29 protein-coding genes and 1 riboswitch are annotated in these 25,675 nt (G+C 42.8%); of the genes, 13 read left to right on the forward strand and 16 right to left on the reverse strand.

The window, feature by feature from the left end; all coding sequences use genetic code 11:
• A riboswitch (cyclic di-AMP (ydaO/yuaA leader) is annotated at positions 1–144 on the reverse strand.
• A 278-nt stretch (positions 145–422) separates the two neighbouring features.
• Complete coding sequence (locus FOF60_RS20190; protein ID WP_192472571.1) at positions 423–1,313, forward strand: diacylglycerol/lipid kinase family protein; 891 nt, start codon at positions 423–425, stop codon at positions 1,311–1,313.
• Positions 1,314–1,380: 67 nt separating this feature from the next.
• Here FOF60_RS20190 and FOF60_RS20195 read toward each other — a convergent pair whose 3' ends face one another.
• The 7 genes from FOF60_RS20195 to FOF60_RS20225 form a co-directional block, all read right to left on the reverse strand.
• Positions 1,381–3,210 carry a M6 family metalloprotease domain-containing protein gene (locus FOF60_RS20195; protein WP_192472572.1) on the reverse strand — a complete coding sequence of 610 codons (1,830 nt, stop codon included), beginning with the start codon at positions 3,208–3,210 and terminating at the stop codon, positions 1,381–1,383.
• Between the two features lie 1,036 nt (positions 3,211–4,246).
• Positions 4,247–5,023, reverse strand: coding sequence for a sulfite exporter TauE/SafE family protein (locus tag FOF60_RS20200; protein WP_192472573.1), 777 nt, complete (start codon positions 5,021–5,023; stop codon positions 4,247–4,249).
• A 107-nt stretch (positions 5,024–5,130) separates the two neighbouring features.
• Complete coding sequence (locus FOF60_RS20205; RefSeq protein WP_144478685.1) at positions 5,131–5,358, reverse strand: sulfurtransferase TusA family protein; 228 nt, start codon at positions 5,356–5,358, stop codon at positions 5,131–5,133.
• A gap of 74 nt (positions 5,359–5,432) precedes the next feature.
• Positions 5,433–6,554: an MBL fold metallo-hydrolase gene (locus tag FOF60_RS20210; RefSeq protein WP_192472574.1), complete on the reverse strand. Its 1,122-nt coding sequence runs from the start codon at positions 6,552–6,554 to the stop codon at positions 5,433–5,435.
• 44 nt (positions 6,555–6,598) lie between these two features.
• Positions 6,599–7,177, reverse strand: a complete 579-nt coding sequence (locus FOF60_RS20215) for a sulfurtransferase TusA family protein (RefSeq protein WP_192472575.1) — start codon at positions 7,175–7,177, stop codon at positions 6,599–6,601.
• A 27-nt stretch (positions 7,178–7,204) separates the two neighbouring features.
• Positions 7,205–7,684: a DsrE/DsrF/DrsH-like family protein gene (locus tag FOF60_RS20220; RefSeq protein WP_144478679.1), complete on the reverse strand. Its 480-nt coding sequence runs from the start codon at positions 7,682–7,684 to the stop codon at positions 7,205–7,207.
• A gap of 481 nt (positions 7,685–8,165) precedes the next feature.
• Positions 8,166–8,300 carry a hypothetical protein gene (locus FOF60_RS20225; protein ID WP_264647598.1) on the reverse strand — a complete coding sequence of 45 codons (135 nt, stop codon included), beginning with the start codon at positions 8,298–8,300 and terminating at the stop codon, positions 8,166–8,168.
• A 491-nt stretch (positions 8,301–8,791) separates the two neighbouring features.
• On the opposite strand from FOF60_RS20225, the gene FOF60_RS20230 reads away from it, so the two are divergent.
• From FOF60_RS20230 to FOF60_RS20250, 5 genes are all read left to right on the forward strand, one after another.
• Positions 8,792–10,165, forward strand: a complete 1,374-nt coding sequence (locus tag FOF60_RS20230) for a cbb3-type cytochrome c oxidase subunit I (RefSeq protein WP_192472576.1) — start codon at positions 8,792–8,794, stop codon at positions 10,163–10,165.
• 15 nt (positions 10,166–10,180) lie between these two features.
• A complete protein-coding gene (locus tag FOF60_RS20235; RefSeq protein WP_192472577.1) occupies positions 10,181–10,723 on the forward strand; it encodes a cbb3-type cytochrome c oxidase subunit II in 543 nt (180 codons plus the stop codon).
• Positions 10,724–10,808: 85 nt separating this feature from the next.
• Positions 10,809–11,204 (forward strand): c-type cytochrome, encoded by a 396-nt coding sequence (locus FOF60_RS20240; RefSeq protein WP_192472578.1) that lies wholly within the window; start codon positions 10,809–10,811, stop codon positions 11,202–11,204.
• 16 nt (positions 11,205–11,220) lie between these two features.
• Complete coding sequence (locus FOF60_RS20245; protein ID WP_192472579.1) at positions 11,221–11,832, forward strand: 4Fe-4S binding protein; 612 nt, start codon at positions 11,221–11,223, stop codon at positions 11,830–11,832.
• Between the two features lie 28 nt (positions 11,833–11,860).
• On the forward strand, positions 11,861–13,447 hold the full coding sequence (locus FOF60_RS20250) for a beta-propeller fold lactonase family protein (RefSeq protein WP_192472580.1): 1,587 nt from the start codon (positions 11,861–11,863) through the stop codon (positions 13,445–13,447).
• 77 nt (positions 13,448–13,524) lie between these two features.
• Here FOF60_RS20250 and FOF60_RS20255 read toward each other — a convergent pair whose 3' ends face one another.
• Complete coding sequence (locus FOF60_RS20255) at positions 13,525–14,427, reverse strand: LysR family transcriptional regulator (protein ID WP_192472581.1); 903 nt, start codon at positions 14,425–14,427, stop codon at positions 13,525–13,527.
• Between the two features lie 42 nt (positions 14,428–14,469).
• Between FOF60_RS20255 and FOF60_RS20260 the strand changes: the two genes are divergently transcribed.
• The 7 genes from FOF60_RS20260 (at position 14,470) to FOF60_RS20290 (ending at position 19,135) form a co-directional block, all read left to right on the forward strand.
• Positions 14,470–14,655 carry a hypothetical protein gene (locus FOF60_RS20260; RefSeq protein ID WP_192472582.1) on the forward strand — a complete coding sequence of 62 codons (186 nt, stop codon included), beginning with the start codon at positions 14,470–14,472 and terminating at the stop codon, positions 14,653–14,655.
• A 279-nt stretch (positions 14,656–14,934) separates the two neighbouring features.
• Complete coding sequence (locus FOF60_RS20265; protein ID WP_192472583.1) at positions 14,935–15,648, forward strand: cytochrome c biogenesis CcdA family protein; 714 nt, start codon at positions 14,935–14,937, stop codon at positions 15,646–15,648.
• 63 nt (positions 15,649–15,711) lie between these two features.
• On the forward strand, positions 15,712–16,407 hold the full coding sequence (locus FOF60_RS20270) for a response regulator transcription factor (RefSeq protein ID WP_264647599.1): 696 nt from the start codon (positions 15,712–15,714) through the stop codon (positions 16,405–16,407).
• Entirely contained in the window at positions 16,394–17,461 is a 1,068-nt protein-coding gene (locus FOF60_RS20275) for a HAMP domain-containing sensor histidine kinase (protein WP_225650302.1), read from the forward strand. The genes FOF60_RS20270 and FOF60_RS20275 overlap by 14 nt, the downstream gene beginning before the upstream one ends.
• Before the next feature lie 68 nt (positions 17,462–17,529).
• Entirely contained in the window at positions 17,530–17,943 is a 414-nt protein-coding gene (locus FOF60_RS20280; protein WP_192472584.1) for an OsmC family protein, read from the forward strand.
• Complete coding sequence (locus FOF60_RS20285; RefSeq protein WP_192472585.1) at positions 17,940–18,551, forward strand: hypothetical protein; 612 nt, start codon at positions 17,940–17,942, stop codon at positions 18,549–18,551. Before FOF60_RS20280 ends, FOF60_RS20285 begins: the two co-directional genes overlap by 4 nt.
• A complete protein-coding gene (locus FOF60_RS20290; protein WP_192472586.1) occupies positions 18,548–19,135 on the forward strand; it encodes a redoxin domain-containing protein in 588 nt (195 codons plus the stop codon). Before FOF60_RS20285 ends, FOF60_RS20290 begins: the two co-directional genes overlap by 4 nt.
• Positions 19,136–19,485: 350 nt before the next feature.
• Here the strand turns inward: FOF60_RS20290 and FOF60_RS20295 are convergent, their stop codons facing one another.
• The 8 genes from FOF60_RS20295 to FOF60_RS20330 form a co-directional block, all read right to left on the reverse strand.
• On the reverse strand, positions 19,486–20,916 hold the full coding sequence (locus FOF60_RS20295) for a bifunctional metallophosphatase/5'-nucleotidase (RefSeq protein ID WP_192472587.1): 1,431 nt from the start codon (positions 20,914–20,916) through the stop codon (positions 19,486–19,488).
• 229 nt (positions 20,917–21,145) lie between these two features.
• The gene (locus FOF60_RS20300) at positions 21,146–22,267 is read right to left on the reverse strand and encodes an MBL fold metallo-hydrolase (protein ID WP_192472588.1); all 1,122 of its coding nucleotides are present in this window, start codon (positions 22,265–22,267) and stop codon (positions 21,146–21,148) included.
• Between the two features lie 26 nt (positions 22,268–22,293).
• Complete coding sequence (locus tag FOF60_RS20305) at positions 22,294–22,683, reverse strand: DsrE/DsrF/DrsH-like family protein (protein ID WP_192472589.1); 390 nt, start codon at positions 22,681–22,683, stop codon at positions 22,294–22,296.
• Positions 22,684–22,697: 14 nt separating this feature from the next.
• Complete coding sequence (locus FOF60_RS20310) at positions 22,698–23,276, reverse strand: sulfurtransferase TusA family protein (RefSeq protein WP_192472590.1); 579 nt, start codon at positions 23,274–23,276, stop codon at positions 22,698–22,700.
• A 160-nt stretch (positions 23,277–23,436) separates the two neighbouring features.
• Positions 23,437–23,799 (reverse strand): hypothetical protein, encoded by a 363-nt coding sequence (locus FOF60_RS20315; RefSeq protein WP_192472591.1) that lies wholly within the window; start codon positions 23,797–23,799, stop codon positions 23,437–23,439.
• A 102-nt stretch (positions 23,800–23,901) separates the two neighbouring features.
• Positions 23,902–24,957: a F510_1955 family glycosylhydrolase gene (locus FOF60_RS20320; protein ID WP_192472592.1), complete on the reverse strand. Its 1,056-nt coding sequence runs from the start codon at positions 24,955–24,957 to the stop codon at positions 23,902–23,904.
• Complete coding sequence (locus FOF60_RS20325; RefSeq protein WP_264647600.1) at positions 24,954–25,346, reverse strand: VTT domain-containing protein; 393 nt, start codon at positions 25,344–25,346, stop codon at positions 24,954–24,956. Before FOF60_RS20325 ends, FOF60_RS20320 begins: the two co-directional genes overlap by 4 nt.
• A complete protein-coding gene (locus FOF60_RS20330) occupies positions 25,282–25,527 on the reverse strand; it encodes a TVP38/TMEM64 family protein (RefSeq protein ID WP_225650306.1) in 246 nt (81 codons plus the stop codon). The genes FOF60_RS20325 and FOF60_RS20330 overlap by 65 nt, the downstream gene beginning before the upstream one ends.
• Between the last annotated feature and the right edge of the window lie 148 nt (positions 25,528–25,675).

Raw genomic sequence — 25,675 nt, forward strand, 5'->3', positions numbered from 1 at the left:
TCTTCCTCTTCTGCAACGCTTACGGAGTTAGCTGTCGGATTAGGGCTCAGAATAGCCCCGCCTATGATTCAGGCCTCACCCCAAGTGGATTTCCATCCACAAAGTTGGTTCCCCCGCTCCTATCGGATTCAGCGATTTAGAAATATGAAACTCATTCAATATCTTAAACTGCTGTAATCATACTCCTCCTGCATTCTACTTGTAAACATGAAAAGAACGCCAAAAACGACTCTTTTTATTCAATTTAATCCAATATTTATGCCAAATCGCAGTCTTTCTCACTGAATCACCGTTTTGCTTCATTTTTTACTTCTGTAGTAACGCGGCAATTCCCACTTGTTTATAGGGATTCATTTAAAGGTAAATAATAGGGTTGATAAAAACTTATTTCTGTAAAATAGATTTTGGGGAGGTTATCCTGGATGAAAGCCATGATTATTTTAAATCCATCTTCAGGAAAAGAGAAAGCGGCTGACTACGCTGAAAAAATAGAGGAAACCTTAAGAAACCAATACGATGATATAGATATTCGAAGAACTGAAAAAGAAGGCGATGCAGCGGCATTTGCTACCGAGGCCTGCGTTGCTTTATATGATGCTGTCATTGCCATGGGCGGGGACGGGACAATCAACGAAGCGATAAATGGACTGGCTGAACAAGCCCACAGGCCTGCTCTCGGCATCATCCCGCTTGGTACGGTCAATGATTTTGCCAGGGCACTCAATATTCCGCTTGATCCCTATGAAGCTATTTCTGTTCTGGATGGGCAAAACCTGCAGCCAGTAGATATAGGTAAAATCAATGAGCATTATTTCGCAAATGTCATAGCAGTCGGCGCCATTGCAGAAGCTTCTTACAGCGTGAGCCCTGAACTAAAAACAAGACTAGGTTCACTGGCCTATTTTATGGAAGGTGCAAAATCGTTCCTAAATGGCGAGGCAATCGATATATGTGTCGAGCACGATAACGGTAAATGGGAAGGCCAAACTTTCCTGCTGATTGCTGCGCTTACGAATTCTGTAGGCGGGTTCGAGGCCCTTGCCCCCAAAGCCAGTGTCAATGATGGCAAGTTTCATGCATTCATTATTAAAAAGATGTCTGTCCCGAAAATTGCAGCCCTGATCCCATCCCTCATGAAGGGAGAATTGCAGGAAAGTGAAGAAGTAGAATATATACGAAGCTCCTTCCTTAATGTGACTTCCGGCAAACACCATGTGGTGAACATCGACGGTGAAGAAGGCGAACCATTGCCATTCAAAGCGAGAGTGCTTCAGAGCCATCTGGAAGTTTTTGTTCCTGAAAACGGTAAATGAGCTAATAGAAATCAAATATGAAAAAACCTGAGCAGGAACGAACCTGCTCAGGTTTTTTCAGCGTTATTTATTTTACACTAGAATTGAAGTTGTAGAAGAACTTAGCTGTGATTGATCCATCTTTGTTTTCTTTAATATCCGTTACATGGATACCAGAATCAGCAGGTGTATCGCTAAAACCTTTCCAAAAGTAGTACGAACCAGTGTGAACGTTGCCGCTTACTGGAGTGATTTTGCTGCCAGTCTTGAAGAAGTCAGCAGCATCACCGCGGTTAAGGTTTCTTTCAAGGTCATACTTGCCGTCTGCCTGAAGGACAGATAGACCATAGTGTGTGACAACATCGCCATTGCTTGCAGTCTGTGACTGGTTGAACTGGAAGCGCTTGTTCATCCAGTTTTCAACGTTGTTTGGACGGAAGCCAGCAGTCTGGTAAAGATTGATGACATTTTCATCAACATGCCATGCAACTAAACCATGAGCGTCTTCACCTTGGCGAACCATACCCTTGTTAAAACCATCCTGCTGCATATTTTCGAATAGGAAGTATTCAGTTCCGTTTGATCCTGGAACTTCCATTTTGACGATTCCGTTATCAGCATCAGCTTTGTTTGCCGCCGGTAAAGTGATCGTTTGTACTCCACTTTCTGGTGTTACTTCGATTGGTTCAGCCCATCCTAAGAAAATCTTTGAGAATGGATCGAAGTGAGTAGGAGAGTTTCCACCGTACTCAGCCTTATTAGGATAGCGCATCCAAGATCCGCCAGCCATCATTGAGTAGTTACCTACACCTTCAGATGAGTAAACAGTATCATAGAAGTCAGGCAATCCAAGAGCATGTCCAAATTCGTGTGCATAAACACCAGTTTGTACCGGGAATGGACCTGTTTTTGCTTCTTCTTTGTAAGTGTTTGTCGCTGCGTCGAAACCAGCTACGTTACCGCCGATACCAGGCTGGATGTTGTAGTTGTTAACGATTACGCCGTCATATGTCATGTCTTCTTTTTCTGTTTTTGCAATCCATTCAGATTGGCTCATGCCTGCATGAACGTCCGCTGGCTTGCCAGTTTCATAGTATTTTCCATAGTAAAGGGCACTTAGCAAGCTCCACTTGTGTGACCAGAACTGTGCTGGGTCACGGCTGTATTCAGCACCTGTTCCTTCGTGAACGACGAATACGTTTGGAACTTGGCCACTTTCATCAGCGTATTTAGAAAAGTCGACTTGATCATCCGCTGCTTTTAACAGGTCACGGATGAACTCACCTGTATGGGCATCACCATTTACGTTTCCAAGCTTATAGACTCCGCCTTCTGCATAAGTGCCTTCCTGGTCAAGATAGTAAGAGGCACCTTTCGGAAGCTCAACCCACACAAAATCTGTGTTTTCATGGCGGACCAAGTTCGTTTTTCCGTAACTTGACTCCTTATAAGCGTTTTGCATTGTACGGTCTTTTGGAACATCTGGGCCGTCATACTTCTGGAATTGTGGCAGCTCGTAAGGATTATATACATCTCCGAAAACTAAATCCTCATAATATTTCGCTGGAACCTGACCAGGCATGTCGCCGATCGGCTCGTCTCCCTCTTTGTACTTTGCCAGAATAACGAGTACCGGAATATCACCAGTTGCTTCTTTGTACGCTACATGGTTATCGCCAGGCTGCTGGAATTTAGCTCCATTTTGTGCAGCCTTTTCAGCAGGATCGACCTTAGAAATATCAATCCCTAATTCCTTTGCTCTATCAACTAGCTCTGGAGCTGCACCTACATGGTGAGCAAGGCTTAGTTCATATTTACTCTGTGGTTTTACAGCGGAATCAGTTGGGCTGATTCCCGCAAACACTGCGCTCCCCGCCAAAGCAAGGGAAAGCGCTGATGTAGAAAGAACTTTTAACACATTATCCACTCCCTATTAGAATATTTCTATTTATTAAATAATATAAAAGATTCAGTATATTCTAAATAGGGAGAAAGTATTGTTTGATAGTTTTTTTCGTGAGTCGAAAGGCTTAACTTTTCATGTTTTGTATAAATATTAACTATATTGCCATAATAAACCAGATAGTAATTCTTCCTAACCAACTCGGTAGGAAGATGTTTTGGGGACTTTTACTGTCCTTCTCTTAATTTTACGCAAAAGTTGCATCTTGTTCTGACAACTTCTCATGCTTTTCCTCCAAACTTGTCTAAAGTTGGATCATCTTTTGACAACTTTTCCTGCTTTTCCATCAAACCTGTCTGAAGTTGGAGCATCTTTTGACAACTTTGACGCACTCAGCATAAAACCTGTCACAATAACCTCGCTTTCTTGACAGCTTTGGGGCATTCTGCTTAAAATCTGTCACAATAATCGCGTTTTCTTGACAGCTTTGAGCTCTAGCCCCTCAATCCTGTCATAATAACTATGATTTCTTGACAGCTTTGGGGCACTCGGCTTAAAATCTGTCACAATAATCGGGTTTTCTTGACAGCTTCAAGGCTCTTCCAATAAAACCTGTCACAATAACCTCACTTTCTTGACAGCTTTGACGCTCTCCCCTTAAAAACTGTCATAATAACCTCACTTTCTTGACAGCTTTGAGGCTCTTCCCATAAAACCTGTCACAATAATCGCGTTTTCTTGACAGCTTCAAGGCTCTTCCAATAAAACCTGTCATAATAACCTCACTTTCTTGACAGCTTTGCGGCTCACCCCTTAAAACCTGTCACAATAACCTCGCTTTCTTGACAACCTCGAGGCTCGCCCCATAAAACCTGTCACAATAATCGCGTTTTCTTGACAGCTTCGAGGCTCACCCCTTAATACCTGTCACAATTACCTCGCTTTCTTGACAACTTCGAGGCTTCCCCTTAAAACCTGTCATAATAACTTCCCTTCCTTAACCCTAAAAAAACAAGACTCCGCAAAAGCGAAGTCTTGTTTAAACAAATCCTTACAGGATATCCATCCAAATCTTGATTGCAGTACCTAAAATCAAGAATGCGAGGATATACTGTAGAATCTTAGTATTTACTTTCTTACCAGCATTTGCACCCATTGGCGATGCGATTAGACTGGCAACTACCATGATCAATGCCGGCCAAAATTCTACCTGGCCAGTAGCTAGCTTACCCACTGTCGATCCAATTGAAGAAATAAACGTGATGGCAAGTGATGTTGCAATTGTCATTCGAGTAGGAATTTTCAATACGACAAGCATGATTGGCACTAGCAAGAATGCTCCGGCAGCTCCTACGATACCTGCGCCAACACCAACGATAAGTGCGAAGAATGCTGCCAGCCATTTATTGAAAGTTACCTGATCAAGCGGGATATCATCGACATTTTTCTTTGGAACAAACATCATGACAGCGGCAATCAATGCAAGAATTCCGTATACAAGGTTGATGCCGCCTTCAGACATGAAGCGGGAACCGTAGCTTCCGATCAAAGAACCGACCAGGATTGCGGAACCCATATAAATAATCAAAGTTTTGTTTAGGTATCCACCCTTACGGTAAGCCCAGACACCGCCGATTGTCGCGAAGAAAACCTGGACCGCACTGATTCCTGAAACTTCGTGAGCGCTGAATGCGGCAATGCCGAACAATGGCGGAATGTATAATAGCATTGGGTATTTAATGATTGAACCGCCGATTCCAACCATCCCGGAAATATAAGAACCGATAAAACCAATTAGAAAGATGACAATAAGATACGTGAAATCCATCGGGCTTCCTCCTTTTTGTACATAACTGCTTCCACAGGAATGCCTCAAAGCATTCCTCATTCAAAAAACGCAAAAGAAAAGGGAGACGAGCCCCCCCTTTCGTTCAATTACGCCTTCTTCATCCAGAACTTGAACACACCGTTTTCTTCTTCGTGCTTCAGAAGTTCGTTTCCAGTGGATTGTGCCCAAGCTGCTAGATCTTTTACCGCGCCTTTATCAGTTGTATGGATTTCTAGTACATCTCCAGATTGAAGGTCAGTGATAGCCTTCTTCGTTTTTACGATTGGCATTGGACAAGCTAGTCCCTTTGCGTCTAATACTTTTGCTACGTTCATGTTAAAATCCTCCTTGGTTGTATAAAAAGTTGTATTTTTCAATGGTGATCAGGGAGCAAAGCCCCCAACCAGATTTATCTTACCGCACAGCGGTTTGGTCCAATTTCCATTTCTCTCTGCTTCTCATCGTCTGGGTTGATTTTACCCATGTTTGTTTCACGAATTTCCTGGTATGCATTTGGCTGTGGCGGGAGGTTCTCAGTTACAAGTCTTCTGAATTCAGCCTCGTCTTCGATATTCAAACCATGGTTCTTAGCGAAAAGAGTACCTAGTTTTTCAGATACGCTGCCATCTTCGTTCAGCTCTTCAATGATCATGAAGTGCGCAGGCAGTACGACAAGCTCATCAGAAAGCTGCTTGTAGCGAGTGTAAAGAGAGTTTCTCAAGTCTGCTACCCAGTCTTCTGCTTTACCAGCAAGGTCCGGACGTCCAATTGAGTCAATGAATAGTATATCCCCAGATAAAAGATATTTTTCATCTACTACAAAAGAAGTAGAACCGATTGTGTGTCCTGGTGTGTATAGTGCGTTGATGTCGATGTTTGTTTCACCGATTTTTACATTATTGCCATCTTCAAGAGGCTGGTAGTTGAATATTACTTCATCAGCGTCTTTTGGAGGCAGCCAATATGCTGCACCTGTAGCTTCAGCAATTTTTCTGCCGCCGGAAATATGGTCAGCGTGCAGGTGTGTATCGAATACATGCTTAATTTCAACGCCAAGCTCTTTAGCGAAATCAAGATATACATCTGTCATTCTTGTTGCATCGATCAATGCAGCTTCACCGTTAGAAACAACTGCGTAAGACAGGCAGCCTTTTCCGATGCGGACGAACTGGTACATTGCTCCGCCATCTTTAAGCTCTCCAACCTTTACTGGCTCAAGGTGTTCACTCCATGCTTTCATACCGCCTTGAAGATAAGATACTTCACGGCCTGCTTCCTCAAGCATTTCAGCGACCATTACTGAAGAACCTTCTTTAGCACATACAACTAGAACTTCTTTATCGGTTGGTACTTTATCAAGGATTTCTTCTACTCCGTCAAGAAGATCGAAGTATGGGATGTTAAGGTAGTCGAAGTTTTCGCCTTCGATTTTCCAGTCGTTGAAGTCGCTCTCGTTTCGGACATCAAGGATGAAAAATGGTTCTTTATTGAATACTTTTTTCGTTACTTCTTTAGACGTCATTGCTTTCATAAACTATTTTACCTCCCTGGGTATGATTTTTTCAAAAAAATAAATTATTGTACTTTTGTTTCAGTTGGGCCGTTCCATTCAGTCATGCCTGGCACCACGTTCCAAACCTTCTCAAAGCCTTTGCCTGCAAGTGCCTGGGAAGCCATATCACTTCTGTTGCCTGTACGGCAAACAACCAGGATTGTTTTGGACTTATCAAGTTCTTCGAGTCTGCTTTCAAGTTCACCAAATGGAATAGAAACTGCATTTGGAATGTGGCCAAAAGCATATTCAGCCGGCTCTCTTACATCAAGGACAACAACATCCTCTTTTGCTTCAAGCTTCTTGACAACATCATCGTTTGAAACAATGTTTGGATATTTTGTTTCTTCTTGTTCCTCACCAGAACCGCCCTTGCGGATATAGTGTTTAAGAACATCGCCTTCCTCAATCGTTCCAAGGTATTGGTTGCCAGAGCTTTTAGACCAAGCCTGGATATCCGCCTTAGAACCTTTATCCGTTGCAAGCACCTCTAAAACCTCGCCAGGTGTTAAATTGTTGATTGCTTTTTTGGTTCTGACAATCGGCATTGGGCATGCAAGCCCTTTTGCGTCGATTGTTGCATTTGTTTTAACAGTTTCCATTTGTCGACCTCCAGTTAATAGTATCTATTAGATGAACAGGTTGACGTTTCCGTTTTCCGCATCAGCCAGGTAAGCTGCTACACCAGCAAACTCAACGCCTTCCATGATTTCTTCTTGCTTAAGGCCAAATAAGTCTACTGTCATTTGGCAGGCAACAAGCTTTACATCCTGCTCTTTTGCCATGTCAATCAAGTCTGGAAGCGGCATTGCATTGTGCTTCTTCATTACATCCTTGATCATTTTAGGTCCGAAGCCTGCATAGTTCATTTTTGACAATCCCAATTTGTTAGCGCCTCTTGGCATCATCTTGGCAAACATCTTTTCGATGAAGCCTTTGTCAGCCTGGATCGGCTCATCTTTCCTTAGTGCGTTCAAGCCCCAAAATGTGTGGAAAATTGTCACTTCATGATCATAGGCCGCGGCACCATTAGCAATAATATAAGCAGCCATGACTTTATCATAATCCCCACTGAATAAAATAATTGTGGTTTTTTTCTGTTCTCCCATTATTTATCTCCCTCTCTTTAATTACCGTAACGGGTATTTATGACTGCAAAAAAATATAATATCTTTTCTAACGTGATTACGTTGTTAAATACCTCACAGGGTATATAATATAAAAGATCAACACCTTTGTCAACCGTAATTATGAATTTTTTATGACTTTTTTTATCATAATTAATCATAACCTTAAAAAACAGTTCTTTGACGCGGATATAAACATCATATGTTTCTATTTTAGATTGTTGAATGGAATTAGATTTAAAGCAATATGTTGGAAATCGAAAGACACGCAGCTGATAACATAAATATAGAAGAAAATAGTTTTCTGAAATAAAAAAGCTATGAAATAGCAGCTAGTCAGATAAGAGATATTAGTGTGAATTGAGTTAGAAGAAGTAATAGTGGGATAGTAATAAGAAAATAGAAGCCTGAAGAAATAAATCTTTATAATTAGCAGATTGTAAAGATTGTGATCCAGGCTTGATTAGTCTTCATCAAGCATTCTAAATTTTACACTTTCATCGTAAAGCCCGTTTTTCTTGCTCCAGGCCCAGACAATCCCTGCTGAAGCAGTGAATGCGAACATAACCATTAGTAAGAGCCAAGCTCCAGGTACCATAATTGCACCTCCTTTTTGAAAATTGTCCTATACTATCGAATTACTCTAACAGAAATATCGGAAACCGTCCAGAGTATATTTTTAGGGGTTGTAAAAAAAAACCTTTGGGATTACAATGTGTTCAAATTAATTTGGGAGGTAAACAAATGGAACATCAATCCCTGGGTTTTTACTTCGATTTGATTTATTATATCGGAGTCCCTATCTTGATTATCCTCGTCCTTGATACACTGCGCAAAAAGTATAATAAAAAAGAAGAATAAAATTAATAATCTCCTGACAGAGCGAAATCCTTCCGCTCTGTTTTTTTTTGGGCAAAAATTGTAAATTAACGTGTTTTTTTCAGTTAGACAGCAAGTATAAAATAATTGGATAACACTATAGAAAAATTGAATAACTTTATTTCCGTATGGGATGTATCATGAAACATAGCAGATTGTGAATAAATTGTGAAATTTATGTGTTTATTTTATGAACAAGGGAGTGTCAAAATGTTTACAGACGAAAAGTGGAGTTCATCCAAAAATTGGTTCATCGCTGCTGTCTTTTGGATTATCATCGGCATGAGCATGGGACTTCTTACTGCAACAAAACAAATTTGGCCAGAATTGTTGAACAACCGCTGGACAACTTATGGGCATGTTCGCTCTGCGCACGTTATGCTCGTCATCTATGCGTGGTTATCGATGGCCTATGTAGGATCAATGTTCTACATGATTCCAAAGCTCGCTAAAACGAAGGTTTATAGCGAGAAGATGGGAAATTTTGCGCTAGTTTTTTATAACATTGTCATTTTGGAAGGTTTCTTCGCATTGCTGTTCGGCCAGACGGAGGTCATCGAATACGGCGAATTTCCATTATGGGTTGACGTTCAGCTTCTTGTCGCAATTGGACTTGTAGCTTATAACCTTTTCAAGACAGTTGGACGCCGCCAGGAAAAAATGCTTTATGTCAGCCTTTGGTATTTCCTTGGATCACTGCTATGGCTGCCATTGACCTGGATTGTCGGCAACTTCCCGGCACAATGGATTCCAAGCGGGGTACAGCAAGGTCTGATGGGCTGGTTCCTGGGCCACAATGCAATCGGCCTTTGGATGACAACAGTAGGTGTTGGACAAATTTATTATCTGCTTCCTAAATTGACCGGACGTCCGCTATACAGCCACCAGTTATCCATGATTGGTTTCTGGGCAATCGCTACATTCTATGTTTGGAATGGTCCTCACCACTTGATGAATGGCCCGATCCCAGGCTGGATTTCAAAAGCCGGGGTTATTCCATCGATCGTTCTATTGATTCCGGTTTGGGCAGTTCTAGCCAACTTCTGGGGAACAATGAAAGGATCCTGGTCACAGACAAGAACAAGCGTGCCGCTTCGTTTCACGGTTGCGGGAACGATTTTTTACCTGTTCGCATGTCTTCAGGGACCATTGCAAGCCCTTCCATCTGTAAGTTCAGTCATTAAGTTCACTCACTGGACTGTCGGGCATGCACATATGGGACCATTCGGTGCGTTCTCTTTCACATCTTTCGCTGCAATCTATTACATCCTGCCTAAGATCGTTGGGCGCGAGATGTTTAGCAAAAGAGCAATGGAAGCTCACTTCTGGTTCTCTACTGTTGGTTTCTTAATATTCGCATTCTCATTGTGGATCGCAGGCGTTGTCCAGGGATTCGCATGGATCGAAGGCGTTCCATTCCTGCAGACTGTATTGATGATGGAGCCTTACGTACAAGGCCGCGCAATCGGTGGAACAATGATATATGTAGCTCAATTCTTCCTTGCATGGAATATGTATAAAACTATTAAACTTGCAAAACTTGAGAAAAAACAGCAAGCTCAGCAGCAAGCTGCTAGTGCTTAATGAGGAGGGAACACGTTGGAACGTAAACCATCAGCTGTATTAATCGTTGCTTTAATTCTATGGACTTTCGGTGTAGCCGGAACCGTCATCCTTCCCCTCTTCGACCAGGAAATCAACTCTGCAACTGCGAGCGGCGAGCTCCGCAACTATCCAGAGGATTCCGCTGAAGCTAGAGGAAGAGAAATTTATATCCAGAACGGCTGCCAGACTTGCCATACACAATTTGTAAGAGCATTGCCTGCTGATACGAACCAGAACCTTGGACCAGTAACCAAAGGCGGCGACTATAAATATGATTTACCCCATCTCTTGGGTTCTAACCGTACAGGCCCGGATTTAATGTGGGTTGGCTTGAAATATAACGAAGACTGGCAGCGCCAGCACTTGATTGACCCACAATCAACAAGCCCTGGAACAATCATGCCTTCTTTCGATTATCTATCGAATCAGGAACTTGATGACCTTGTCGCTTACTTAATGAGCCTAAAGCCAACAGAAGAGAGATTGGAAGAGTACAAGAAAGAACTCGAAGAAGCAAAATTGAATGAACGGAACTAGACTTCATTTTACTAACCATTACCTTAAGCCCCGGTGGTTTAAGGTAATGATTTTCTATCACAGCATTTAAAGGCAGGTGTGAAAAATGAAAAAAGAATATCAGCAACATGATAGCAAAGAGGCGGATATTGTCTCTGATATTAAAATTGAACACAATAAAGTGCCGAAGCTCCTGGTAGCTGTATTTTATGTTGTGGCCATCTGGGCGATCGGATATGCAATCTTCATGCCCGGAAAGCTTGCAGTCGAACCTGCTGCCGCTCCACAGGATAATAAAGGAGAGCTTATTTTTGAAGGGACTTGCCTGAACTGCCACGCTACAGGTGCAGCACCTGACTTGAGAGGTGTAACCGACAGGATGCCGGAAGAGGACATCAAGAATGTCATTAAAAAAGGCCGTAACACGATGCCTGCGATCGGACACCTTTATACAGAGAAAGAAATCGACAAAGTTTATGAATACTTAGAGGACTACAGATAAGGAAAGGAGGATTCTTGTGGGTAAAACTATAACAAGATGGGCATTTTTTATCATTATTTTCACTCTTCCATTCTGGAACGGCTTCAGGATGGATATCGACAATGAAAAATTGTTTTTATTCGGCTTCGAATTATCCTATGAAGCTGGCTATCTATTTTTCGTTTTCTTATTCTTGTTCCTGATGGCTTTCCTGGCACTATCGCTGATCGTGTACAGGGCATTTTGCCAGTATGCATGCCCGCACAATACCTTCAGCATGCTTTTGAATAAGATTGAAGCAAAATTAGGTGAGAAAGGAAAAGCGGTAACCTTCCTGCTGGCTTTTGTGGTAAGCATCTTCATGGCTTACGCGACTGTAAGTTACTTTTACAATCCTATCACGATCTGGGAATCACTCGTTAACTTTAAAATGAACAAATATTTCTTCCTTGTCACTTCAACTGCTGTGCTATATACAGCTTTATCTTACAAGGCTAGGAACTCATTCTGTAAGGTTTGCCCGTACGGACTTGCCCAGGGCATTTCACGTGTGGATGATAAAACTCAATGGCTTACACATCCAGGAGTATGGATTACATGGGGTACAACGACTGCCCTTGTACTAGTCCTGCTTGTTGGATGGTTCTAAAGAAAAACAAAGCGAGGTGAAAACATAAATGAATAAAATCTTGAAACTGTCAGCATTCGCACTACTTTCAATTTCTCTTACTGCATGCTCTGAAGCCGCAGTAAAAGATACATCTCTTGATGATGTAAACAAGAAGGATCTTCCTCCAATCCATGAAGACTATTCATCTAACTGGTGGAAAGACCAGCCGAACGGAAACGCGGATACCAATAAGGACTGGGACGGCGAAGGCTGGATCTTGACAGCAAACGAAGTTAGTAACGGTATTGCCATAGCTGATATTAAAACTGGCAATACCGTAAAATACATCCAAAGCTCAGGTACACCCCACCATGTCCACTTGAACAAGGACCAGTCTTGGGCTTTTGCGACACAGCGTTACGGAACAAGCGTCCTAGCTATCAATATGAAAACTCTGGAATCCCATAACATTGATTTTCCTGGATTTGATTCCGATCCCGCTCCTCAACACTTAACGTTTTCAAGGGATGGCAAATATGCTTTTACCTCTTTGAACGGCGTTGGCGCGGTTGGAATGATTGATGCAGAAAAAGCTGAATTTGTTAAGGTCTTCAAAGATGTTGGTAAAAAGCCAAGGGATTTGAATGTCACTCCCGATGGCAAAAAGTTGTTTGTCAGCTTGCAGGCTGAATCTTTCATTACAGTCATCGACATCGAAACAGGTGACATGAGAAACCTGGAAAGAACGGAAACTGACTACGGAAAAGGAACAGGTTCCGGAATGGATATGTCAAACGATGGCAAGCTTGTAGCTGTTTCAAACACAGCAGACGATGAGATTGCTGTCTATGATGCGGAGTCGGAAAAACTTCTCAAGAAATTCGAGGATATTCCAAAGCCAGTTAACGTCCATTTCATGGGTGACACCTATGACCTTGTAACAGGCAACCGTAATGATGGATCCATTTCCATCATTGATGCAAAAAAATTAAAGTTCATCAAGACAATTAAAACAGGTCCCGGAACAAACATCCCTTATCTTGGTCCAGACGGATACTGGTATACTTCCCAGAATGGTGCTGGGTATTTGACAGTGCTGGATCCAGAAGACAACTACAAGATTGTAAGGAAAATCTGGGGCGTCCAGAATATCCACTGGCTAAGCTGGAGTCCTGATGGCAGCATGATGTTCGGTTCAAACTGGGGAGACAAAACCCTTACTAAAATCGACCTTACAAAGAAGAGGGACTTCAGACAGACAATACCTGTTGGTCTGAATCCAAATGGAATCGCCATTAAAACAAATGTACCTAAAGACCAAATTTTAGCCTACCAAAAAGGCAACGAAGAAGAAGCGAACAAAATCAAGAAAGCATCCACTCTTGTCTTCCCGGATGCAAGAAATGTCAATGAAGAAGCATTCCTTGGTACTTGCTTAACATGCCATGATATCGGCCGTATCATGAGAAACAACAGTAAAGGTCCCGAGGCATGGACATCAGTTGTTGACCGTATGAAAGGAAACGGAGCGAAAATGACCGATGAAGAGCGTCAGCAAATCATCGATTACCTGGCTTCTGACGAGCATAAGTCCCTTTCAATCCAAACGGAACTCGAAATGGAACTGGCGGAACAAAACAAAGATAAAGAATAAGAACAACTAGCTCGAGCGCATTTGGCCAGAACCAACCTATACGCTGTTGCTGCACAAAAGAAAAATCCTAATGCTTCTTAACAGGGAGCATTAGGATTTTCATCTAATTCTTTTATATAGTCCCATAGTCTCTCATGAAGATTTGATTTGAACTGTTTATCCTTCCTTAACAGGTAAAATGGGCGGAAACGATCCCTGTCTTTGAAAGAACTGACCATAAGCTGTCTTGTTTTGACCTCGTGGCAGATCGCCAGCTTGGAAAAGACAGCCACACCAAGTCCATTTTTCACACCTTCTTTGATGAGCGTGTTGCTATTATACACGAGGACGGATTTCGGTTTGATATTCAACCTATACCATAGATCAAGGGTTGCCTGCCTCATCGCACAGCCTGGCTCTCTGATCAGCCAGGTCATTTCTTCGAGCTTGGCAGGGTCCTGGGCTTCCGGGTCTACCCTAAGCTGTGGAGAAACACCCAGAACGAGCAGGTCATCATAGAACTCATGAGAAATGAAGTCATACCGGCCGGCCTGTCCCTCGACAAGCGCAAGGTCAATATCAGAAGCATACAGCAAATCTGTAATGTGAATAGACGTTCCGATGGTGATCTGGATCTGATTGCTTGTTATATCAGGATTCAACTTAATGAAGTCTTGAACCATTTTCGAAATCAGGCATTCGCCGATCGTATTGCTGCAGCCAATCTTGATTGTTTGACTTGAATCTCCTTCTGCAAGGATATTTTCCAGTTTCTCATTCAAAGCAATCAACTGCTGGCCATGTTCATACAATGTTTTGCCAGCCTCTGATAACTTGATTTTACGATTGGCCCTAATGAACAACTGTTTATTGTAGTAAGCCTCTAACTGGCTGATTTGATGGCTGACGGCTGGTTGGGAAAGATTTAGCATCTTCCCTGCCTGGGAGAAGCTTTCATATTTCGCAGCAGCAATAAAAGTCTTTAAATGTTCCAGATTCAATATGATCGCACCCCTTTATACTATAGCATTGGAGGGAATAAAATGAAAAAAGTAGATATCATCATTACCGTTATTGTATTATCTGTTTTTATCTTGGGCTTAATGTACTTTACCAAGGATAATTCCGTCACATATCGCGACGTTAAATTCGAAATTGCTTCATTGGCCATTTTAACCACTGTTTCCCTGTTCACTTATTTCGGTATCAGAAGAAATTTAAATCATTAATTGGCATTATACCACACAGGGTTTAAGATGTGAGAGAAATATTGTTGAGTAAAACCTAGGAGAACTCCTAGGTTTTATTTTGTTCCTTGAAGCAGTATACTAGCAATCAAAAGCAGGAAAACCTTGCTGGCAAAAATAAGAGAATAAATTTGAAACTTATCTACAGTAATTATACAATAAAAACATACTATACCAACAGGGGTATGTTTTTAAATACTCTTAATTAATCCTTAACAAAGACATCACAATATAGATAACAGAAAAGGAGTGAAATATATAATGACGGAAATTGGATTATTTTTTGCTTTTACTGCTGGAATTTTATCATTCTTCTCACCATGTGTATTCCCCCTACTCCCCGCTTACATAACACATTTGACTGGCGGAAAGATTGAGGGATCTAAAGTAGCTGTGGATCGTGCTACACTTTTTACCCGTTCATTCGGATTCATTTTAGGCTTTAGTTTGATTTTCATTGTCATGGGAGCGTCTGCATCGTTCCTTGGACAGGTTTTCGCAAATTACCGGACAATCGTGATGCAAATTGCTGGATTGCTGATCATCATTTTCGGCCTTCAGATGGCTGGATTACTGAATATCAAGTTCCTGATGATGGAGAAAAAGGTCCAATCTGAAAATAAACCAAAAGGTGCATTCAGCTCAGTATTCCTAGGAATGGCGTTTGCGAGCGGATGGTCACCTTGTGTCGGACTTGCACTCTCATCCATCCTGCTTTTGGCGAGCTCTTCCGATACTCTATACCAGGGAATGTACCTGCTGACTTCTTATTCTCTTGGAATGGCAGTTCCTTTCCTAATCATATCTTTTGTCATTTCTTATTCATTAAAAGCAATCAAGAAAATCAACAAATATCTTTCTAAGCTTGCACTTGTGAATGGTATGATTATGGTAGGAATGGGCTTCCTTGTCCTTTCCGGGCAAATGCAGAAAATCAGTGCCTGGCTGTCTGCTTACAGCTTATTCGGAGTTTAAGCATCCAGCTGTAATGCTTTTCAAAAAGTTGATGTAAGGCAGTATTAAGGAGTGACCTATGCAGTGAAGAAAGAACTGGTTGGAAAAAGTGTACTGGTTGTCGAAGATGATCCTAAAATCCGTACGCTTGTAAAGATCTATCTATCAAATGAAGGCTATGAGGTCCTTGAAGCGGACAATGGGATTACTGCACAGGAAATGATTGAAAAATATGATCCATGCATCCTCATCCTTGACCTTATGCTCCCTGGCAAAAGCGGCGAGGAGATTTGCCGCTGGCTGCGGAATGACCTGGAAAGTATGATGCCTGTCATCATGCTTACCGCAAAAGCTTCTGAAAAGAGCAGGATCGAAGGCTTTAAACTTGGCGCCGATGATTATGTCGTAAAACCATTCAGTCCAGCGGAGTTGATGGTCAGGATTGAAGCGGTGCTAAGGAGGACGGCAAGCCGATGCGGGAAGCTGACTTTTACAGGACTAACCATTAAACCGGCTAAGGGGCAGGCACTGGTCGATGGCGAACCGCTCGATTTGACCAATTTTGAATTCAGGCTTCTTCATATGTTCATGCAGCACCCTGGTCAAATCCTTTCAAGGACGCAAATACTCGATACCATTTATGAAAACAACGAAAAAGCCGTTACTGAACGGACCATTGACGTCCATATAAAAAATCTCCGTGAAAAAATAAAAGAAAAATCGCCGAGAGATTATATTCAGACTGTAAGAGGAATGGGGTATAAATTTGCGGCGAATTAAAAGCATGGCGAATTTATTACTATCTAAGCTTGTGGCAATCAACAGCGTTGTCATCCTGCTGGTTATTATGCTGGCAGGGATATCGGTAAAAGATTATGCCTGCTTCCTTGTCAACCATGAACAAGTGACCGGTGCGCAGCTTGTTGACACTTTAAATTCCTTCCTGATCAAAGTAAGTGTCGTGGCATTTGTCATTGCCGGTCTTTTGCATTATTTTTCAGTGAAAAGGATTGTCAATCCTGTAAAAGCAATGGCATCAGCGGCAAATCAGGTTAAAACAGGGAATATTCCGCCGAAAATTGATGTTCCTGCAAGCGGAGAACTCGGTGAACTCGTAACAAACTTTAACGCCATGACAGAAACACTATCTGTTGTTCAAACAAGGCGGGAAGAAATGTTAAGGGATATCGCCCACGAATTAAGGACCCCGCTTACGAATATCAACGGCTACCTGGAAGCCCTTCACAATGGTGTTTTAAAGGGAGACGAAGAGCTTTTCGGGTCGCTTCTCGATGAATCCAGGCGGATCACAAGGATCGTCGACCTGATTGCCGAGTTGGATGCCTGGAGTCAGGAGTCCCATTTCCCTGAAAAACAGTTTGAAGAAATTAACATGAAACAGGTGTTGGCCGAATCCCTTGCCGCCTTCCACCTGAAGCTGTCGGACAGGTTTGGGTCATTCAGCCAGCAGATCGATCATGCTTCAATTCTTGGCCATAAGGACGGTTTGAAACAAGTGCTGGCCAATCTGCTGCAGAATATCATTGATTATGATACCGGCGGTCACCTTGCCATCAAGGGACAGCAAGATGCTGAAGGTTACAGGGTTACTTTTACCCATGAAGGAACCTATATTGATCCAGAAAAAAAAGAACTTATTTTTGAGCGATTTTACAGGCTTGAAGAATCTCGCAGCACAAAAGCGGAAGGTGCAGGACTCGGGCTGGCCATCGCCAAAAGCATTATTGACGCCCATCATGGGACAATAGGCCTCGATACAGATGGGCACCATCACTCATTCTGGATAAGAATTCCAACCCGTTCCATTTCTTAATCAAACCTTAACAATACGATAGCATACTGGTCTGTAAATCTAGTTTGCGTATTGAAGGAGAGATTGCCATGGAATTTACTTACTATAATGAAAAGCTGATCGGACAATTGGAATATGGATTCCTTCCAATTTCCCCGAATACTGAGATGGGCTACAGGCCTATGGAACTGTTCGTATCCTCATTGACTGGATGCAGTACCTCGGTGCTGGCAAATATTCTAGTCAAGAAGAGAATAGACTATAAAAGAATTGACGTCGAAGTGACAGCAGTCAGGAATGCCAAAGAGGCCAACCGAATTGAACAGTTGACATTCAATGTGGCCGTCCAGACTGATACAGAGGATAAGGCAAGCCAGGCTGACAAAATTGCCGGACTTGTCCTGAAAAATTGCGGCATGATTCAATCTGTCATTGGAAGTATTGATATCCAATATCAGATTGCTTTCACGCCAGACCAGCCAAAAAAAGGTGATGTTGCTTGAACTATATAACATTAGGCAGGTTCACGCTGCCTGCAGATTTACTTGCAGCGTTTGCCGCCATTTTTATTGGAGCCATGATTTACCGGCTCAAGGAAAAAAAGAGTATCGATGATTGGTTTTGGAACAGCTTCTTCATTTACATAGCGATTTATAAACTCAGCTATGCAATCTTCAATTTCAAGCTTTTCATTGATACCCCATTCTCCCTTCTCTACTTTAATGGCGGTACAGAAGGCCAGATTCTAGCATTTCTAGGAATCGCAATATATTTATTTTGGCTAACAAGGAAAAAAGACAGTACCATCAAAGCTGAGGACTATCTCCCTGGGTACTTTATTTTCTTTTTACTGTATTGGACAGGATTATTTGCCTTTTCACAGGATTTCTTTGCCGCTGCCATCCAGGCCATTTTATTGGTGTTGTTCATTATGTTTTACTTAAAAAACATAAAGCTTTCTGCTGAGTACGCTATATTGTTCCTGATGCTAGAAGCACTGATACTTAGCCTTTATTCCAATTTACTGGCAGTGGAGAATCTGTTGATTTTCGCACTCGGAATTTACTTAATCATTTTTCAGCGTTTTAATAAGGAGGAATTTCAGCATTGAATAAAAATCTATTATCATTCGCGATTTTAGCACTGGCTGTTGTCATTTTGGTCGTGAATATCTGGAAACCGGGATCGACAGAAAGCCAAAAAGATACGACTGCTCCATCAGGCGAATCAGTAGAAACAACTGAAGATATTCCAGGCGCGAAGCTGTCTTCGCTGCGTGAAGGCGCCGAGGCACCTGATTTTGAGTTAACTACACTCGACGGTCAGCCTGCAAAGCTTTCAGATTACCGTGGCCAAAAGGTCATCTTGAACTTCTGGGCGACCTGGTGCCCGCCATGCAGAGCAGAAATGCCTCACATGCAAAACTTTTACGAAGAACATAAAGATGACGGAGTGGAAATTCTTGCGGTTAACCTGACAAGCATGGATAAAGGCAGAGACGCAATTGAAGAGTTCGTCAACGAATTTGGCCTGACCTTCCCAATCCCACTTGATGAAGAGGGAGATGCAGGAACGACATACCAGGCATTTACCATCCCAACCAGCTACATCCTTGATGAAAACGGAGTGATTATTAAGAAGATAGTCGGACCGATGGATGAGAACATGATGAAGGACCTTACTGGGGTAAAATAAGAAAAGTCGCGGCAGATGCCCGCGACTTTTCTTGTTTAATGGACATTTTGGTGATGCTCCGCCCTCGAAATGTCTATAAAAACTACTTTCTTGAACATTTTGGTGATGCTTCGCCTTCGAAATGTCCATTAAACCCTCTTTCTTGGACATTTTGGCTCTGCTTTGCCTTCGAAATGTCCATTAAACCCTCTTTCTTGGACATTTTGGCTCTCCTCCGCCTTCGAAATGTCCATTAAATTCTCTTTCTTGGACATTTTGGTGATGCTTCGCCTTCGAAATGTCCATTAAACCCTCTTTCTTGGACATTTTGGCTTTGCTCCGCCTTCGAAATGTCTATTAAACCAAGGATCCTATGTGCTTAGGATCATCGGTTCTTGATCAGCTTTGAATGTTCCCTTTTCTTTTAAAAATTGCTTAATAGCATCTATTGCATGTACACCATGGTAGGTTTTATCAGCCTCTGCGCCTTTGAACAGCTGCTTGCCTGCCCCCGCGATTTTGTATTTCTTTTTCAGATCAATCTCCTGCCCGCCAACTAGAAGCTTCTGAATTCTGTTCCCTTCCGGATTGTATGGCTTGAAGGACATGAATAACCCAGAGGACCTGAGAATATATCCGCCTTTTTGCTTGAATGGGTCTCTTGAGAACACCATCTCCAAATTCTTCTCGAGGGCATTCATCAGCCGCTCTCCTGTCATCTCCAGAGTGAACATTTCCGGATTCGTCGGGATGATGGTATGCAGGTCATACTCGGTCAAATCCCCTGCAGGGACAGGAGTACCATACCTCCAGCCATGTGAAAATGCCAAATCACTATCGTACGCATTTAGATAGGCATCGGTAATCAATTGATCCATCGGTGCTTCGTTCAATGTCATCCTGTGTAAAATCGACTCCGTCCTGCCAACGATATTTCCCCGTTCCTTACTGAATGGCTCTAATAAATCAGCAATGATTCCCGACATTTCCTCGTCCTCAGGGAAACTTTCGTCGATTGCCACCAATTCGTATCGATAGTCCTCCATTTTTCCGCTTTCGAGGGTGATCTCCAGTTTTCCAAGAAAGGATGCACTAGAACCAGCCTGGACGACGAGCGTATCATTGACAGTGATTGGTTCCTCTACCCTGTCATGGCTGTGGCCGGATAAGAGGATATCAATCCCATCAACAAGCGCAGCCAGTTCAACATCAAGCGGGAGGCCCATATGGCTCAGCAGCACAATCAGATCCACGTTACCTTTTAATTCATCAACACATTGACGGGTCTCTTCCACCCCTTTTGAAAATACTAGGCCTTTTGAAAAGCTTGCAGGCATGGTTTCGTCAACATAAGGATAGGTAAGTCCAATGACCCCTACCTTGACGCCCTTGAGCTCTTTGATGATATATGGCTTTATGAATGACTGATTGTCATTCTCCTCTTTTACGTTGCATGCAATAGTCGAGAATGGAAGCTCTTTTACCAGTGAAGCCAATTGCTCCTTTCCATAAGCAAAATCCCAGTTTCCAGGAACCCAGCCATCCAGCCCCATCTTTTTCAAAGCTGGCAAAATAGCTTCGCCTTTTGAAGCAACCAAAGGAAGTGTTCCATGGAACAGATCCCCTCCATCAAGGAATAGAACATTTTCTGTTTGTGATTTTATGTCTTTAATGTACCTGGCGATCCTCGGGAAACCACCTGTTTTACGAAGTTCAGGCTGGTTCTCTTTCCAGAATAGTTCATGATGGAGTTCCAGGCTCCCATGTGTGTCGTTTTGCTGGATAATCGTCAACTTGGTCATAGTATCCTCTCCTCCATTGTTAAAGCTGTTTCCATAAGCGTCCTGTTATGCATGAAGCTTATGGAAAAAGCCTTCATTTTATAAGCTTTGTTAACTTTGGCTTTTGGTTTTTGTACCCCTATTCTTTGTATCAAAAAGGGGCACCTTTTGACTTAAGGTACCCCTTTATTGCGATATGCTTCAGCGCCAATTTCCTTAACGGAAACATAAGACGCTTTGACTTATCGATTTATCTTACTGCGCAACGGTTCGGACCGATTTCCATTTCCCGCTGTTCTTCGATGTCCGGGTTGATTTTACCCATATTCATCTGCCTTATTTCCTGGTAGGAGTTAGGCTGAGGCGGAAGGTTTTCGGTTACGGTCTTCCTGAACGTATCTTCACTGTCGATTTGCAATCCGTGGTTTTCGGCGTACAGCACGCCAAGTTTTTCGGAAATGCTGCCGTCATCATTCATCTCATTGATTCCCATATAGTGGGCAGGCAGGACAAGCAATTCATCCGCAAGTTCTTTATAGCGCTGGTATAAAGTATTCCTCAAGTCGCCTACCCAGTCCTGAGCCAGCCCGGCTAAGTCAGGGCGTCCGATTGAGTCGATGAACAGAATGTCGCCCGTCAGCAGAAATTGGTCATCAATGATGAACGAAGTACTTCCGATCGTATGACCAGGAGAGTACAAAGCCTGGACCACGGTGTTTCCAACCTTGATCTTATCGCCATCCTGAAGTGGTTCATATTGGAATGTCACTTCTTCTGCATCTTTAGGCGGAAGGTAATATTTTGCTCCCACTTTATCAGCAAGCTTCTTACCGCCGGAAATATGGTCAGCATGGAGGTGGGTATCAAGCAGGGCTACCAGCTTGAAGTCCTTGCCTGACATGAATTCCTCATACTGTTCAATCATCCGGTTTGTGTCGATGATCGCAGCCTCGCCATTTGATTCAACGAGGTAGGAAAGACAGCCTTTGCCGATACGGACGAATTGATAAAGCGATCCGCCATTTTTCATGTCACCGATCTTGATAGGCTCTAAATGTTCACTCCAGGCCTTCATGCCGCCCTCTATAGAGTAAACATTCGTATAACCGGCCTCTTCGATTTGTTCGGCCACGAATTCTGACGAGCCACCTTTTGCACATACGACGTAAATTTCCTGATCCTTCGGCAAAACATCCTTTACGGGATCCACACCTTCAAGCAGGTCAAAATACGGCGTATTATGAACTTTTACATTACGGCCTTCGATTTTCCAATCATCGAAGTCATCTGTATTTCTTGTATCAAGGATAAACAGGTCTTCATGGTTAATGACTTTTCGAGCTAATTCTTTTGCTGTGATTGTCTGTACCATTTCATTCCTCCTGTTATGCTTTGATTTTAGAACGTCAACGTAATGTTCGCATCGCTTGCGAAGTGAAGGAATGAAGCCGCTCCGCCAACGTCAATGCCATCTACGAACTGGTCTTTTTGAAGAGACATAACGTCCATTGTCATCTGGCAGGCAATCATCTTGACGCCCATTTCTGCAGCCATTTCAACTAGCTGCTCTACAGGAGGAACGTTTTCTCTTGCGAAGCCTTCCTGGAAGTGCTCAGTTCCTGCTGGCATAGGAAGCTGCTTGTGCGCTTCTTTATGGATCAGGTTAAGTCCTTCAAATGTGAAGAAAATTCCTACTTCTGCGTCTGTTGCTGCTGCAGCAGTCGCGATATTGAATACTTTGTATGCATCGAACATTCCGCCGTTAGAGGCGATGATAGCTACTTTCATTTTTTGGTTCCTCCTTATTTTTCAACTGATGTTTCCGTAGGGCCTGTCCAGTCCTTCATTCCGGAAACAACATTAATTGGTTTCTTGAATCCTTTTTCAGACAGCTTCTTCGCTGCCATATCACTTCTTGATCCAGAGCGGCAAATGATGTAGACATCCTCTTCAGGGTCCAATTCATTAAAGCGCTGCTCCAGTTCCCCAAGCGGAATTGATTTTGCATTTGGAATATGCCCAAAAGCGTATTCAGCTGATTCCCTTACATCAAGAACCGTTATTTTTTCATTGCCTTCCAGCTTTGCAAGCACCTCTTCAAGTGTTGCTGTATGCGGGTGCGGCGATTCATTGTTCAGTTCATCTTCACTGGCTTTGCGGAGATAATGTTTAAGCACATCTCCTTCAGTGATCGTACCGAGGTATTGATTGCCAGTACTTTCAGCCCATGCTTTTAAATCGGTTGTTGAACCTTTATCCGTGGCCTGTACTTCAATAACCTGGCCTGGCTCCAGCTCATTCATGGTTTTCTTCGTCTTGACAATCGGCATCGGGCACGCAAGACCTTTTGCGTCCAGTACTTTATCCGCAGAAATTGACATAGTAATCCCCCTTCCTACACTTTAGTATTTATGAATTCGCGGAATCCATACTGTAAAAATACTCCCTAGTTTATATACCTCCTACGGTAAAAACTATGCGTATATTGTAAAAAAAATAAAAAAAAACAGCAACCATTTTGCCTTGGCTGCTGTTTCCTGCTTATTCTTTGTCAAAATAGGTATTTGGATAAGGAAGATAACTGTATCCGCTCCTGCTAAACCACGGAATGTAACTTACAGGGTTCACACTGATTGTGTATCTGAACATATTGTTCATCATGCTGTCCATCCCCATAAAGCTCATGTTCATTACCATATACATTGCCTTGATTGTATTAAACTGTGAAAACTCAATCACATATACGATCCTGTCTGCCATAACTCCAATTTGGCCTTCTGTCCATAAAATCCTGTCAGCCATGAATCCAATTTGGTCTTGTGTATATAAAACTCCTTCTAATGCTTGTGTAAAGGTATCAGCACCCATTTGACCCACATACACGATGGCTCTGCTAGTTGCCATCTGCATCACCTCCCAATAGTCAGGATATGTACCCCTGGGAGGATGGTGTCTGGTTATATACGATAAAACAGAAATGGCTGCTAAGGATTCAAGGCTGCTGTCTTAATGCTCAATTCTCCCGTTAACCAGTAATCTCTTCCATGTCCTGCCGCCGTCCTCAGACTCGTAAAGATCGTTAAGGATGGTCATGAAAGCGATTCTTCCCTCCTGGCGCGGGTCTGCGGCTATATATGTAATCGGGTTATCATGATCAAGGTGCGGAATTGTGAGGTTTTCCGCCTTCTCTGTATTTTCGGCATCCAGCCTGTACAGTTGGATTGTTTGCTGATGAACGGGAGAGATATATAGTGATTCCTTTGAAAAAGCGGCTGCTGTTACCAGCTCATATTCACCGGCTCTTTTCATATTTTTTCCATAGTCGTCCGTGATGAAGACACCTTCCTTTGTGGCCATTGCAAAGGTACCGCCTTTGTCAGGATGAACTGCCATCATTCCCAGTGTAGTTGACTCCAGGCCACCCAGCTCAACAGGCTCCCAGCTGCTGGCTTGATCTCTGGATAGATAGACACCCCTTTCCAGCTTTGAATTGGGCTCTTCATTGATTAAATACAGGCTGCTGTTGCTGTAACCAGCGGAAAGGAAGTGGAAATCACTTTCGCCGGAAAAAGCGATTTTCTCGAGTGTCCTGCCCTTATCCGTACTTTCTACAAGGCCAAGCGGATCCTTTAAATTCGAGCCTTTTTCCGGATGTCCACTTGCAAAAAAGCCTTCTTCAGTTGCCTGAAAACCCATATAATCATGATTTTGCCCGGCAGTTTCCAGCCATTCTCCCTTTCTGTATATCTTTAAGCCATTGTGGGTGGCAACATATAGGGCATCATCATTACCTGGATATCCAATCCCATGAACATGCTCTATTTTTTGCGCCGACGCCTTTCTGATGAATTCTTCATCAGGGATATCGCTCGTTATGTCCTCTTCCATGCTCTGCTGGTTTTCCCCTTGTTCCTTCGTGTCCTTCGTGTCCTTCGTATCCTGCTTTTCCTTCGTTTCCTGCATTTCCTGTTTATCCTGCGTTTCCTCCTGGTCCGCACATCCTGTCAAAATCAGCGCCATGAAAGCGAATGCTGCGGCCATCAGCTTGTTTCTATAGCTCATTCTAAATCCTCCGTTTTCTTTTTCTTCCTAGTCCAATAATAGTAGCAGACACCTGCAACGATCGCAAAAACAGCCATTGAAAGCTGATATTCCGTTTTCCAGCCCAGCAGTGTATTGACTGAATACGCTTCAATGAAGAGGGCTGGGATTTTTCCAATCGTACTCGATACCATGAAACTCGGTGCTCCCATTTTGCTGTAAGAAGCAGCAAGCGTCACCAAACCCGAGGGAGCGAATGGGAAAAGCCTCAATAAAATCACGAGGACAAAAGCCTCTGCGCCTGCAGTGTTCTTAAGTCGTTCCAATCCCTTGATCGATTTGCGGCTAGAGATTTTTTGCGCCAGTTTTTTTGACCCCTTTTCGGTACAGAAAAAAGCTGATGATTGCACCTGCCGCCTCTCCGATGATTGAAAGAGCAAGCCCGCCGGCAAAACCAAAATAAATGATATTAGCAGCGGTTATAAACGCACTGGGAATGACCCCCAGGACTGCAATCGTAATACTGACAGCAAGGCTGATTAAAATTGCAAGCCAGACTGGCTGGCCTGATAAAGTTTCTAATAATGGCATTTGTAAGCCTCCGCTAAATAATCCATTAATTTGTCTTTGCTTCTGCTAAGTTTTTGCAAACTGTCCCGTTAAAATAGCTCTATAAATGAAAGGAGCTGACCAAGTCATGAAAAAACTGACGTTAAGTATTTTAGGTGCAGCATTTATA

Origin of the sequence: Mesobacillus jeotgali (assembly GCF_014856545.2) — a bacterium.
Taxonomy (GTDB): Bacteria; Bacillota; Bacilli; order Bacillales; family Cytobacillaceae; genus Mesobacillus.